Source organism: Tychonema sp. LEGE 07196 (genome assembly GCF_963890365.1).
Taxonomy (GTDB): Bacteria; Cyanobacteriota; Cyanobacteriia; order Cyanobacteriales; family Microcoleaceae; genus Microcoleus.
This window is the reverse complement of sequence record NZ_CAWPRX010000082.1, coordinates 1-12,061: the sequence shown is the minus strand read 5'-3', so window position 1 is coordinate 12,061 and position 12,061 is coordinate 1. Positions and strand designations below refer to the sequence as shown.

The 12,061-nt window shown below is 46.7% G+C and carries 13 protein-coding genes; 6 read left to right on the top strand and 7 right to left on the bottom strand.

The window, feature by feature from the left end; translation table 11 throughout:
* Positions 1 to 244: 244 nt before the first annotated feature.
* The 5 genes from AACV78_RS10325 to AACV78_RS10305 form a co-directional block, all read right to left on the bottom strand.
* Positions 245 to 739, bottom strand: a complete 495-nt coding sequence (locus AACV78_RS10325) for a C-phycoerythrin subunit alpha (protein ID WP_194012005.1) — start codon at positions 737 to 739, stop codon at positions 245 to 247.
* A gap of 84 nt (positions 740 to 823) precedes the next feature.
* Positions 824 to 1,378: a phycoerythrin subunit beta gene (locus AACV78_RS10320; protein WP_194012006.1), complete on the bottom strand. Its 555-nt coding sequence runs from the start codon at positions 1,376 to 1,378 to the stop codon at positions 824 to 826.
* Positions 1,379 to 1,752: 374 nt separating this feature from the next.
* A complete protein-coding gene (locus AACV78_RS10315; protein WP_194012007.1) occupies positions 1,753 to 2,427 on the bottom strand; it encodes a HEAT repeat domain-containing protein in 675 nt (224 codons plus the stop codon).
* A gap of 134 nt (positions 2,428 to 2,561) precedes the next feature.
* Positions 2,562 to 3,470: a HEAT repeat domain-containing protein gene (locus AACV78_RS10310; RefSeq protein WP_194012008.1), complete on the bottom strand. Its 909-nt coding sequence runs from the start codon at positions 3,468 to 3,470 to the stop codon at positions 2,562 to 2,564.
* Positions 3,471 to 3,483: 13 nt separating this feature from the next.
* Positions 3,484 to 4,293 carry a pentapeptide repeat-containing protein gene (locus AACV78_RS10305; protein WP_194012009.1) on the bottom strand — a complete coding sequence of 270 codons (810 nt, stop codon included), beginning with the start codon at positions 4,291 to 4,293 and terminating at the stop codon, positions 3,484 to 3,486.
* Positions 4,294 to 4,372: 79 nt separating this feature from the next.
* Between AACV78_RS10305 and AACV78_RS10300 the strand changes: the two genes are divergently transcribed.
* Positions 4,373 to 5,281: a phosphodiester glycosidase family protein gene (locus AACV78_RS10300; protein ID WP_194012010.1), complete on the top strand. Its 909-nt coding sequence runs from the start codon at positions 4,373 to 4,375 to the stop codon at positions 5,279 to 5,281.
* Positions 5,282 to 5,358: 77 nt separating this feature from the next.
* Here AACV78_RS10300 and AACV78_RS10295 read toward each other — a convergent pair whose 3' ends face one another.
* Both AACV78_RS10295 and AACV78_RS10290 read right to left on the bottom strand, forming a co-directional pair.
* The gene (locus AACV78_RS10295; protein WP_194012011.1) at positions 5,359 to 5,928 is read right to left on the bottom strand and encodes a globin family protein; all 570 of its coding nucleotides are present in this window, start codon (positions 5,926 to 5,928) and stop codon (positions 5,359 to 5,361) included.
* Positions 5,929 to 6,168: 240 nt separating this feature from the next.
* Complete coding sequence (locus AACV78_RS10290) at positions 6,169 to 6,414, bottom strand: acetyltransferase (RefSeq protein ID WP_194012012.1); 246 nt, start codon at positions 6,412 to 6,414, stop codon at positions 6,169 to 6,171.
* A 95-nt stretch (positions 6,415 to 6,509) separates the two neighbouring features.
* Here AACV78_RS10290 and AACV78_RS10285 point away from each other — a divergent pair, with 95 nt between their 5' ends.
* From AACV78_RS10285 to crtD, 5 genes are all read left to right on the top strand, one after another.
* Positions 6,510 to 7,166 (top strand): HEAT repeat domain-containing protein, encoded by a 657-nt coding sequence (locus AACV78_RS10285; RefSeq protein ID WP_194012013.1) that lies wholly within the window; start codon positions 6,510 to 6,512, stop codon positions 7,164 to 7,166.
* 169 nt (positions 7,167 to 7,335) lie between these two features.
* The gene (locus tag AACV78_RS10280) at positions 7,336 to 8,070 is read left to right on the top strand and encodes a 15,16-dihydrobiliverdin:ferredoxin oxidoreductase (protein WP_194012014.1); all 735 of its coding nucleotides are present in this window, start codon (positions 7,336 to 7,338) and stop codon (positions 8,068 to 8,070) included.
* A 219-nt stretch (positions 8,071 to 8,289) separates the two neighbouring features.
* Entirely contained in the window at positions 8,290 to 9,048 is a 759-nt protein-coding gene (locus AACV78_RS10275; RefSeq protein WP_194012015.1) for a phycoerythrobilin:ferredoxin oxidoreductase, read from the top strand.
* 163 nt (positions 9,049 to 9,211) lie between these two features.
* Complete coding sequence (locus AACV78_RS10270) at positions 9,212 to 10,168, top strand: ribbon-helix-helix protein, CopG family (protein ID WP_194012016.1); 957 nt, start codon at positions 9,212 to 9,214, stop codon at positions 10,166 to 10,168.
* A gap of 181 nt (positions 10,169 to 10,349) precedes the next feature.
* A complete protein-coding gene (crtD, locus tag AACV78_RS10265; protein ID WP_194012017.1) occupies positions 10,350 to 11,948 on the top strand; it encodes a C-3',4' desaturase CrtD in 1,599 nt (532 codons plus the stop codon).
* Positions 11,949 to 12,061: the final 113 nt, after the last annotated feature.

Sequence of the window (12,061 nt, the reverse complement as noted above, 5' to 3'; positions counted from 1 at the left end):
GGGGAAGGGGAAGGGGAAGGGTTCGTCCAAGACAAGAATAAATTAGGCTCAATTACCCATTACCTATTACCCATTACCTATTACCTAATTACCAATTACTTATGACTATTTATTTATATTCCCATAGTTAAGGGACTCTTAGTACGACACTAAACCCGATGTAGGCTTTCGCAGCGTCCTAAGAGTCCCCCACAACCGATCGAACTTACGCCCAACCTAGCTGTGAATTAAGCGATCGAGCTTTCTAGGAAAGAGAGTTGATCGTGTAGTCGAGGAGAGCGCGGAACTCTACCAAGGCTTGAGGAGACATATCGCGAGGAGCGCAAGCGCGATCGCGAGTGTACACCAAAGCAGCAACGTAAGGAGCTGTAGGCAAGTTCAAAGCGCGGTAAACTTCGCGTTGACCGGCAATACCCCATTCATCAAGAGGGCCGGTGCCGCCAACTACCAAGCAGTAGTTGATCAAGCGCAGGTAGTGCTTGATGTCGCGCATACACTTGTCTTTTTTGACTTGAGTTTCGTTGGCTTCGCCAGCGTTGTTCAAGTAAGGATATTTTTTGATGCAAGCATCGTAGCCTTCTTTAGCAACTGCGTCGATTCCAGCAGCCAGCTTTTCAGCAGCTTCTAAACGAGCCGCAGCGCGTTGAATGCTTCCTTGAACCGATTCCAAGTCAGAAGAGGAGGGGAAACGCCCCGCCGCATCAGCAGCCGTAACTACTGTGGTGATTACTGATTTCATGTTCTGAGATCTCCAGAAATAGATTTTTGACAGTTTGTTTCAATTCAACTGGCCGCAGAGCCAGTAACTATTGGCTTGCTTTAATTAGCTCAGAGCAGAAGCAACGCGATCGAAGTAGCTAGCAGCTTCAGATGCCAAAGAGGAGCAGTCGCCATCGATGGTTTCCATTTTGCGGAAGCGATTACCAGCTTGAGCTTCTGTATTTGTGTTGTTAATGTGAGCAACAGAGCTAGCTTTCATGATTTGAACTGCACGAACTGCGGAGCCAGAAGGCACGCCCAGAGCGATGTAGGTTTCTTTCAAACCATTCAAGCAACGATCGTCCAAAACGGAAGCATCACCAGCCAACAAAGCGTAGCTGATGTAACGCAGGATGATTTCGCCGTCGCGCAAGCAAGCAGCCATGCGGCGGTTCGGGTAGCAATTGCCACCGGCTTGAATCAAACCTTGGTTTTCGCAGACCATGCCGGCGATGGCATCAGAAACTATGCAGCTAGCGTTGCTAGCGATCGCGTTTACTGCATCCAAGCGCTTGTTGCCTTCAGCAATAAAGCTTCTTAGTGAAGTAAGTTCAGCGCCACCAATAGTACCGGTTTTGGCATCTGCCGTGATTACGGCTCTGGAAAATGCGTCTAGCATTGAGCTCTCCTTCTGAATAAAAGGTAAAAATCTTGTTATTTAACAAGTCGATTTAGAACATAAAAGACAACGGGCCTCTCAGTCTCATTTATTAGAAACAAAGTAATAATCTGTAACATTCTGCTATAGGGGACACAGGGCGCGATCATCCTACCAGGGGAGGATTTACGCAAAAACGCGGTTTCTCCGAGAGATGCTTGAGGCCCAAAGCGGGTGTTTCAGTCCGCCTGCGTCCACTCAGACTGCTTGGGAGGATTTCTGGAGGAAGCTGCCAGACAGTTGCCGATCCTCGGCTCACGGGTAACAATTATGTATGTCTGGTCGAGCTCCTCGATCTCGCCCGTGAGTCGATCGCCCTCGCGGATGAGTTTTGCTCAGTTTTGGGGCACAGTGCCTTCCAAAGCCGCAGCAACCACCCTGTAATGCTCATCCCGCTGCAGTTCCGAGAGCAATTCTTTAGCTTGGGAGTCTTGAGTACCGTGGAGGGCGATCGCCGCCCGCCACCGATTCCGCCAATACGAATCTCGCGCCATAGTTGTTAGCAAACTTAAAGCCTCATCCTTCAAAGGAGACTTTAAGACTTGTTTGAGAGCCAGAATACCAGCTTCTCGAACAGTTTGCGTTTCATCATCAACGGCTGCTATTGCCACCGCCAACAATACATCAAAGCGACTGGTTTCTACCAACAAAGAAAGCACCGTTTGACGAACCAACCAGTTATTATTACTCTCAAACAATTGTTGAATCACAGGAATTGCTGGCTCCCCAAAGTCAAAAATAGAATTAGCTGCCTCAGCGACTACATTACTATCTGAATCTTCTTTAATAATCTTTTGCAAAGCAGCAAAAGAAGCTTCATTTCGGTGATTTCCCAAGCCCATCACAGCAAGAAGGCGCAGTGTGAAATTTGCCTCTTCACCTAGTTTTTGGAGAATTGGGACGGCAATATCAGCGGGACATTCTGCTAATTCGTCTAAGGCGGCTTTACGGATATTCAGTGCGGGCGCGCGGAGGTTAGTTTCAATTTCAGGAAGGCGATTTTTGTTCACTTTTTTAGTTGATTTTTTTTAGAAGACTCAGCGATCGAAATCGCTCTTATCCAAACAAAACCAGCCTCTGCGGGTTGAAGAATGCGCGGTTTGACTTGCAGGGCGGTTTTAAGCGCCGTCTTCTCTAACAACATCTATTCCCAATCATCCGCCTCAGACTGTTTCTGAATCTGAGAAATCGCCAACTGAATCACCGATCGCACCTGCGCTTCCGACTCCCCAACAAGTGCAGCTTCCAGCGGTTCCAAAACAACCGACAACTCAGGCGGATCTTCGCTCGTGCCAATTTTCATCAATGCTAGAACCGCCGCTTTTCTGCTTTCCCAACTTGCATGGTGCAGCAACTCAATCAAGTTAGGAATTGCAGGTTTGTAAGCCGCAATTCCCAAAGCAGATGCTGCTTCCACGCGCACAATTTCCGCCGTGTCTGTCAGAGCATTAACTAACAGTTCAAAAGCAGCATCTTCCGGTTCTTCTCTCGCAATTTTGGCGATCGCCCCTACGACAGCAGCCCGCACCTCAACCGAATCCGACGCGATTTCCCGATACAAATATTGTTTTGCCTTCGAGCCAATAAACGCCAAAGCCCAAGCCGCGTGTCCCTTAGTATTTTCAGAATGTTTTGGCGAAGCTAAAACTTCCAACAAATGCGGCACTGACGGTTCGCCCAACTGAGCGAGGGCTGCCGCAGCCGAACCGTGGACAACAGTATCCTCGTCGTGCAAAAAAGCCTCTAACAGGCTCTCAAGGGCGGCGGGATCGCCAATCAGAGTCAGCGTTTTAGCACTTGCTCTACGCACGACTGGGTTGGGGTGGTTTGCTAGAGCTTCCACCAAAAAAGGAGTTGCGGGTTTGCCAATTGAGCCGAGGGTTTCGGCAAAATTCAGCCGCATCATTCCCCGCGAATCTCCCATACATTCGACCATCTTTTTGAGAAGTTCGCTATCGTTGGGATTGAAAGTTTCCAGAGCTCTTTGCTCCCTGACTTTTTGCAGCAAAGCGTCGCTTTCTGCTGGATCGATCGCTGTTTGAATGTTAGTCATCGGATTTGAGATGTTAAATTTTAGATTTTAGATTGATGTAATTCCTATCAAATTTAGCATCAGCGAGATTTGCACCTCTGAAGGAAGTGTGCTGAGCATTTCTAATCTCTCTAACAATAGCAGAAAAAGAGACAAACGACCACCAAAAATATAGCAGCGACACCAAAGCGAAACAGGTACCCCAAAACAGTTTGTGAGTGCTCAGAAAAGCGCTAGCAGTTGCAGAAAACAAAAAAGCTGCTCCGTAAGTCGTAACACTTCCAGCCGCTACGATCGCCACCTTAGCAAATTGGCGGCGAATCCTGGAATTCACAAAAAACATTAACACCCCGCCGATCGCCATTCCAGCAAGAGCAGCCTGAGAATTATTATTAGTTGCAGTCCCAGCATAGAAAAATCCCAACAAAGCCCCTGATAGAATAGCAGAAATTGTCCCCGCAAATCTACCGATTTTTGAGGTTGGTGGCTGTGTGCGGGCGATCGCCCCAGCCAACCCAGCAGCGCTCAAAACCCCATATAGCAACAGCACAAAAGGCCAACTGCGAGAACCCAATACCTGTCCTTGGGTTCCTAAAATCAGTCTAGTCACAACATCGCCCACAACCAAACAAATCGCGATCGCCCCAGCACTCAAAACAGCAATCTGTCGCCCAGAAACCCCAATCTTCGCACCAATAAAATTCGCACCCACCAACTGAGCATTTCTAAAATTGCAGCCACGAACATCCGCACCGCCAAAATCAGCACCATTAAGAACTTGTCCTTGGAACGATCGATTTCGCAAAACCTGATTGCTAAAATTATTGACATCCGAATAACTCATATTTCTCTCTTCTTCCCTCTCTTCTCTTCCTACGCGTCCTTAGCGTCTTCGCGGTTCGTTAAAAAATCTCCTTCACAAAATGAAACTAACCAATTGGCTCAAAATCAAACAAATTTCCCACATTCTCGGTTTCGGAATACTGCTCGCACCAATACTAATCTATAACATTCCCTACTTTTCGCGTCCAGCACAAACAAACGAAACCCGATCGCTCTTTCAAGGAATAGCCTACCGCAGGGAATTCCGCTCAAATCCGCGTCCCATCATGATTCACATTGTTAGCATCGACCTCAAAGCCCCAGGAATAGGAATTTTTGTCACCCCCGGAACTCCAACAGCCGATTTAACAGAAACCAACGCCCGCACCGCTACTGAATTTATCAAAGAATTCAAATTGCAACTAGCAGTCAATGCCAATTTTTTTTATCCCTGCATTGAGGAAGCACCTTGGGATTATTATCCCCGCAGAGGCGATCGAGTCAATAACGTCGGACACGCCATTAGCAAAAGCCAAGCTTATTCCCAACCAGATTCAAACTTTCCCGCCCTTTGTTTTGACATCAAAAACCGCGCTCAAATAATCGAAAACGGCAATTGTCCTGCGGGAACAGCCTATGGAATTGCAGGAGATACTTTGCTGGTAAAAAATGGCAAAATAGTAGCACAAAATCAGGAAGAAAACCAACAAGATCAACTCTATCCCCGTGCAGTTGCGGCGATCGATCTCACAGGCAAAAAGTTGTTGTTAATTGTGGCAGACGGCAAGCAGAGGCTTTACAGCGAAGGGCTGAATTTGAGCGAAATCACAGAGATTGCGATGCAGTTGGGAGCCGATACAGTGCTGAATTTGGACGGTGGTGGTTCGGTAACATTGGCAGTAGCATCGCCATCAGGAGCAAAACTGTTGAATGCTCCGATTCAGAATAAAATCCCCATGCAGGAACGTCCAATTTCTAATCATTTAGGGTTTTATGCGCGGGAAAATTAGGGTTGCAAATTGCGGTTTCTCTCCAGCTAATTGTATGGTACGTAATGCGCGCCATACAATTAGCTAATGTTCACTTTTTAACTAAACTGGCTCATTTTCGCAATCAAATGGTCGAAATAAAAAGCTAATTTTGCTGCATCGCCCGCATCGCACCGCTTCAAACTAGCAGCCTTAATTCCTTGCAAACCTATCACCATTGCAGGCAAAGGAACGCCCAATTCTTGATATAATAAATTCATGTTGTGCAGCCCTTTGTCGCTGGTAAATTCTGGCGTATTTCCCGCAATTCCATAGGTAATGCAGCGCAGAAAATGCCAGAAATCTCGCCAACAAGCCTCCGCCCTAGCTGGCGGATAAAGGTCGCCTCCGGGTTCAGAAATATTTGGATATGCCGCTAAAACTTGTTCCCTGGCTTCCGATACAATATCCGCCGCACTGTCGCGCAGGAATTTTACAGTATTAATTAATGTTGGTTCGGATGAGTTAAGTTGCTGCAAATCTTCATCGGTGAGATAGCGCCCTGTGTCGTCAGCAGCTTGAATCAGTTGGATTTCTGCGGGAGAATGGGAATTTTCCCAGGTGGCTAAGTTGACTATTCGGGCTTTCGGGATTAATTCTTTGGCTTTTTCGCTTAATTGGAGAGTCATAGATCAATAGATGGTGGATAATTACTAGGAGAAGGCCTATTGAAATTTTACCAGAAGGGCGATCGGCATTATCTCAAATGAACCTAAATCAGGAGTAGCATAATTACATATTGTTTAAGAATACCGGGCTGTTGAAACCGCGTTTAGACAAACAAAAGCAATGCCAAGCGGGTGGAAAAATGGGCGGTAAAAATTAGGTTATTTTCTCTTAGTCCGCTTGGCTCGGACATTGTTTCACGCTTACGCAGTTTCAACCGCCGTATTATTATCTTGGGGTTGCGATCGCAAATTGGCTAGCGCCCCGTCGATATAAACTATCTCTGGGTGATTTTCCAACTGCTTCATCACTGCTTGCTTGGGCATTTTTACCTTTTTAGCCATTTCCAAGGTATCGTCGATCAGCCGTTGGCGGTATTGCTCCAACTCAGCAATTACTTCCTGAACGTCTTCTGGTGTTGAAGTTTCAGCCTCTAAATTTGCAGACATAATCTAATAACTGAATTTTTTATAATTTTCCCAAAATCCGGCAAGAATTGTTAAAATTGTCAAGAAAAGTAACAAAAATATATTTAAATTGGCTCATGGAAATTAGCGAAATCGAAGCAGCGCTGGAAAGTTCGGATTCTAAAGACAGGCTGCGGGCGATAACGGCTTTGAGAAAGTGCGATGCTGCGGTGGCGCTGCCGGTGTTGCTGACGAAGGTGGACGATCCTGAGTTCATGGTACGATCGTTCGTGGCGATGGGATTGCGCCAGAGTAAAACTGCGGAATCTTTCGCGGCGCTGTTAAAAATGATGCAGTTCGATCGCGATCCGAACGTGCGAGCAGAAGCCGCTAATTCTTTGTCAATGTTCGGCACCGAGGCAATTCCTCACTTGGTGGAGGCCTTTCGCCGCGATGACAATTGGCTCGTCCGCCGCAGTATCATGGCTCCCATGTACGAAATGCAGTGTCCTGATGCCATATTAGAAATTTGTACGATCGGTCTAGCGGGCGAAGATATACCAGTGCAGGATGTGGCGATGGACGGATTGGGCATCCTGGCAAATACGGAGAAAGCAGAAGAAGCATTGCAGCAATTGTTACCTCTAGTGAGCGCCGAATACTGGGAAACTCGGATGCGAGTTGCGCGGGTGCTGAAAAAATTTGACAATCCTCAAGCTCGCGCTGCTGTGAGCTATTTGGCAAAAGATCCCGATTTTCGGGTGGTAGGTGCGACTTTGGAAACTTCGCTTTAAAAGCGCTGGTTTTGAAATCTACAAGCCCGTCGCACTTCATACCCGCCCTGAGATTAGCGCGATCGCCCTTCATAATGTTACGGATTGTTACTTTGTTTTTAATAAACGAGACGTGAGCCGACGGCATCATTTACGATCGCAAGAGTTTTGCCACCTGAGTTAATTCGCCATGTACCAGCCTTTTCGGGAATACCTAGAGCAAGAGCTGTTTCAAAGGTTTGATTTGCAAAGTCGCCCCATTCCCTCCGGGTTGGAAGTCAATGTCAGCGAGCGCGGCAAAACCCCAGCTAAAATCCGCAGTTGGTCTTACGAATGCCCGCAATTGCGAAAAATTCGCTACACTTACATCGATGCAGGTGAAGCAGCTCAAGTTTTTAATTGCGTGATTTATCCCAATCACAATTACGATTTGCCTCTGTTGGGAATTGATCTCTTGTCTTTTGGCAAGAAGAAAATTTTAGTAGTTCTCGACTTTCAGCCGCTCTTTAGAGATGAAGCTTATATAGCAAAATACGTTCAACCTCTACAATCGCTCCGCGACAAGTATGACGATTTGGCACAAAATTTAGAAATGAAATTTTATGACGCCAATCAGTATTTTTCAAAATACTTGCTGTTCGCCAAAACTGATGCGGAAACTGTAGAAAATCGGGTATATCCAGCTTATAAAGACTATTTGGATTTGTACTGGAAAATGCTGTCGTCCGCACAGCCGCTGACTGACCCAGAAGATATCCAGCGCATCGTTAAAGCTCAAAAAGATTACGACCAGTACAGCGCAGACAGAGACCCGGCTTCGGGCTTGTTTAGCAGTTATTTTGGTCACGAATGGGCAGAAAAATTTCTTTACGAATTTTTGTTTGAAGATGCTGTGCCTTTAGCTGTCGCCGCTGGCACGCGATGACCGCTGAATTTACATGGATTTTTCCAACAAAGTTCGATCGTTCGGACTTCAGTCCTTAAAGTCAAGGTTTAAAAGGGACTTAAAGTCCTGACTGCGAACCTCGAAAGAAGGACTAAAGTCCTGACTGCGAACCTCGGAAGAAAAACTAAAGCCCTTACTACAAACCTGTTGATTGAAGAAGTCTAATCTAAAATCTAAAATCTAAAATCTAAAATCCATATGACTCTTTATCAACCTTTTTTAGATACGGCGATCGCTCTGATGAAAAATCGGTTAGACTTACAGTCTTACCCGATTCCAGAAGGGTTTGAACTTAAGGAAGCTACTGTCGGCAAAGGGAAAAATCAAGAAGAAATCGTAACTACCAGTTATGCTTTTTCATCCCCGAAACTGCGGCAAATTCGCGCGGCTCACGTCCAAGGCGGCAACAGCTTGCAAGTTCTGAATTTTGTGATTTTCCCGCATCTTAACTATGATTTGCCGTTTTTTGGCGCGGATTTGGTAACGCTTCCGGGCGGTCATTTAATTGCTCTGGATATGCAGCCTTTGTTTGGCGGGGATGCTGACTACGAGGCTAAGTATACTGCGCCGATCGCGCAAATGTTTCAAGCTCATCAACCGCACCTTCCCTGGGGCGGAGATTTTCCCGAAGAAGCCAAACAGTTTTTCTCACCGGCGTTTCTGTGGACTCGCCCCAAGGAAACGGAAGTTGTGGAAACTCGGGTTTTTGCAGCATTCAAAGACTATCTCGCTGCTTATTTGGATTTGGTCGATCGCGCCGAACCCGTGACAGATAGCGCAAAGTTAGATAGTATCTTACAAGCTCAACTGCGCTACCTGCGGTATCGTGCCGAAAAAGATCCCGCCAGGGGAATGTTTAAACGGTTTTACGGCGAGGAGTGGACGGAAGAGTACATTCATGGCTTTTTGTTCGATTTGGAACGGAAGCTGCCACAAGCTGCCACAATTGGTAAGTAATATCAAATCTGTTAGCATCGGAATAGTAAATTCACTGTTGACTGTTGACTGTTAACAGTTAACGTCATTCTGGTGCAACCGGAATTGATATAACAAGAATTCATTTTAAGAGATGTTTCAGCCACTACACTAATAAGTGTAGGTTGGCATGAGGAAAATGCCAATGGTCAAAAAAAATCGCAATGTAGTTAGTTCAAATTCAGAAAGCAAAGTCAAAGTCGGACTTTCGCTGACTCCTTCTAGTGCCGATAGATTGAATACGATCGCTCGCAAGCTGGGAATATCGAGGTCAGAACTGCTAGAACGCTTGGCAAAAGGCGCTTTAGATATTTCTAAGGACAAAAGTGAAGTTAGTATCACTTGGAAAAAAGATGAAGAAGGTGCGATCGATACTGCTGACTTAGCAGAGGAAACAGCCGAAGAAAGCCAAATTAATGAGGCTGTAACGGCAGAAACTCTATCGCCCAAGGTAAGCATACAGCCGAATCCGCTGCAAGAAAGTTACGACGCTTTGCAGCAGCAATTGAGCGAAAAAGAAAGCGCCCTGGCATCTTTGCAACAGGAATTGGCAGCCTCCAAGCAAAATGTCGAAAGTCAATTGCAGGAAACTGTCGCTAAGTCGAGTTACGAAGCTTTGCAGCAGCAGTTGAGCGAAAAAGAAAACGCCCTGGCATCTTTGCAGCAGGAATTGGCAGCCTCCAAGCAAAATCTAGAACAGCAATTACCGGAAACTGTCGCTAAGTCGAGTTACGAAGCTTTGCAGCAGCAGTTGAGCGAAAAAGAAAACGCCCTGGCATCTTTGCAGCAGCAATTAGCCTCCAAGCAAAATCTAGAACAGCAATTGCAGGAAACTGTGTCGAAGTCGAGTTACGAAGCTTTGCAGCATAAGTTAGCAGAAACGTCAAGTGCGATCGACAAATTCCAAGCTCAACTGACCAAGTTGCCATATCTAGAAAATCAATTGAGCCAGAGTGCGGCCAAACAGCGAAATTACGACGCTTTGCAGCAACAGTCTCAAGAACAGATCAGAACCATCAAAGCTTTACGGGAACAGCTAGGTCAAATGCAGGCTGTCGCTGGGATTGGTGAAGCTTATCTCAACAAGTGGCGCCGCCCTTAATTCTCCCATAGGCTGCGACAAAAACTTTAATGCTTCGGGCGAACCCCGCACGCATTACCCCTGAAACGTCCTCTCAACTCGGACGCAAGCTCTTGTAGCGATAGATTTCAACCTGTCGCCACAAGAGCTTTTTATTGCAAAATATGAGCATAATATTAAGAAATATTACAATAAATAAATTATGAGAGCCGATCGCCCCCCTGAGAGCAAACCCAGTCCAGCAGACACAACAAAGGGCCGCGTCACGGTAATTGGAGGCGGAATCGGCGGGCTGACAGCAGCCGCCCTGCTAGCCCGCAGAGGATACCAAGTGCTAGTCTTAGATCAGGCGATCGTCCCCGGAGGATGCGCTTCCACCTTCAAACGCAAAGGCTTTACCTTCGATGTGGGCGCGACACAGGTTGCAGGATTGGAACCCGGAGGGATTCACCACCGAATTTTCTCGGAATTAGATATCGAACTTCCCGCAGCCACACCCTGCGATCCCGCTTGTGCGGTGTTTTTACCCGGAGAAACCGCACCGATTAGCGTGTGGCGAGATCCGCAAAAATGGCAGGAAGAAAGACAGCGGCAGTTTCCTGGAAGCGAACCTTTTTGGCAATTATTGTCTGCATTGTTCCAAGCTAGCTGGAAGTTTCAAGGGCGCGATCCGGTTTTACCGCCCAGAAACTTATGGGATTTCTGGCAATTAATTCAAGCAGTTCGCCCCGACACTCTAATTACTTTGCCTTTCACTTTTATGACGGTGGGCGATGCTTTGCGCTTGTGCGGGTTGGGGGAGAATTTGCGCTTGAAAACTTTTCTGGATTTGCAGTTAAAATTGTATTCTCAAGTCGATACTGAAGAAACGGCGTTGCTGTACGCGGCGACGGCTTTAGGAGTTTCCCAAGAGCCGCAGGGATTGTATCATTTACAAGGAAGTATGCAGGTGTTGAGCGATCGACTCGTAAGCGCGATCGAGCTTTATGGCGGCAAAGTGTTGTTGCGGCATACTGTCGAAAGCATTGTCACCAGTAACGGGAAAGCCACAGGTACAGTGATTCGCAATCAAAAAACCGGCGAAGTTTGGACAGAAACTGCCGATCGCATTGTTGCCAATGTCACCGCACAAAATCTAGTAAAATTATTGTCAAGCGAGCCAATTTTAGAAACTTTAACAGATAATTCAGACACAACAAATCAAATCCCAACTGAAATGGCAGGCTACAAATATCGAGTTGATAAATTGCCGCCCGCATCCGGTGCATTTGTCATATATTTGGGAGTGCATGAAAGCGCAATTCCGGCAAATTGTCCGCCGCACCTGCAGTTTCTTTACGACTACGACGGCGAGATAGGGGAGAATAATTCCTTATTTGTTTCTGTCAGTCATGCGGGCGACGGCCGAGCACCAGAGGGAATGGCGACTGTGATTGCTTCGTCTTTTACTGATACTCGAATGTGGTGGAATTCCGCTGATTATGAAGGATTGAAGCAAAAATATACCGTAGGGGCGATCGCGCGTTTGAGCGAATATTTCGATTTGACACCCGAAAAAATTGTACACCAAGAATCAGCCACACCCCGCACCTTTGCCCGCTACACGGCGCGCGATCGGGGTGTTGTAGGCGGCATCGGCCAGCGAATACCAACCTTCGGCCCCTTCGGATTTGCCAACCGCACGCCGATTAAAAACCTGTGGTTAGTGGGCGACTCCACCCATCCCGGAGAAGGAACTGCCGGTGTTTCCTATTCTGCTTTAACAGTCGTGCGGCAAATGGATGCCGCCTCTAAAATCTAAGAAAACACGGCCTTGCCGTTTCCCTACCCCAAAAATAATTAATCGCGCGAGAGATGTAACTATCGCGCGATTAATTTTATACCAATTTCATAAAGTAGCGCTAGATATTACCC

Bases quoted from the DNA above. Each gene is read 5' to 3' on its own strand.
- AACV78_RS10290 (WP_194012012.1), bottom strand. From the start codon at position 6,414: ATGTCTGCAAATTTAGAGGCTGAAACTTCAACACCAGAAGACGTTCAG.
- AACV78_RS10310 (WP_194012008.1), bottom strand. From the start codon at position 3,470: ATGACTAACATTCAAACAGCGATCGATCCAGCAGAAAGCGACGCTTTG.
- AACV78_RS10285 (WP_194012013.1), top strand. From the start codon at position 6,510: ATGGAAATTAGCGAAATCGAAGCAGCGCTGGAAAGTTCGGATTCTAAA.
- AACV78_RS10320 (WP_194012006.1), bottom strand. From the start codon at position 1,378: ATGCTAGACGCATTTTCCAGAGCCGTAATCACGGCAGATGCCAAAACC.
- AACV78_RS10300 (WP_194012010.1), top strand. From the start codon at position 4,373: ATGAAACTAACCAATTGGCTCAAAATCAAACAAATTTCCCACATTCTC.
- AACV78_RS10270 (WP_194012016.1), top strand. From the start codon at position 9,212: ATGGTCAAAAAAAATCGCAATGTAGTTAGTTCAAATTCAGAAAGCAAA.
- AACV78_RS10275 (WP_194012015.1), top strand. From the start codon at position 8,290: ATGACTCTTTATCAACCTTTTTTAGATACGGCGATCGCTCTGATGAAA.
- AACV78_RS10280 (WP_194012014.1), top strand. From the start codon at position 7,336: ATGTACCAGCCTTTTCGGGAATACCTAGAGCAAGAGCTGTTTCAAAGG.
- AACV78_RS10325 (WP_194012005.1), bottom strand. From the start codon at position 739: ATGAAATCAGTAATCACCACAGTAGTTACGGCTGCTGATGCGGCGGGG.
- AACV78_RS10305 (WP_194012009.1), bottom strand. From the start codon at position 4,293: ATGAGTTATTCGGATGTCAATAATTTTAGCAATCAGGTTTTGCGAAAT.
- crtD (WP_194012017.1), top strand. From the start codon at position 10,350: ATGAGAGCCGATCGCCCCCCTGAGAGCAAACCCAGTCCAGCAGACACA.
- AACV78_RS10295 (WP_194012011.1), bottom strand. From the start codon at position 5,928: ATGACTCTCCAATTAAGCGAAAAAGCCAAAGAATTAATCCCGAAAGCC.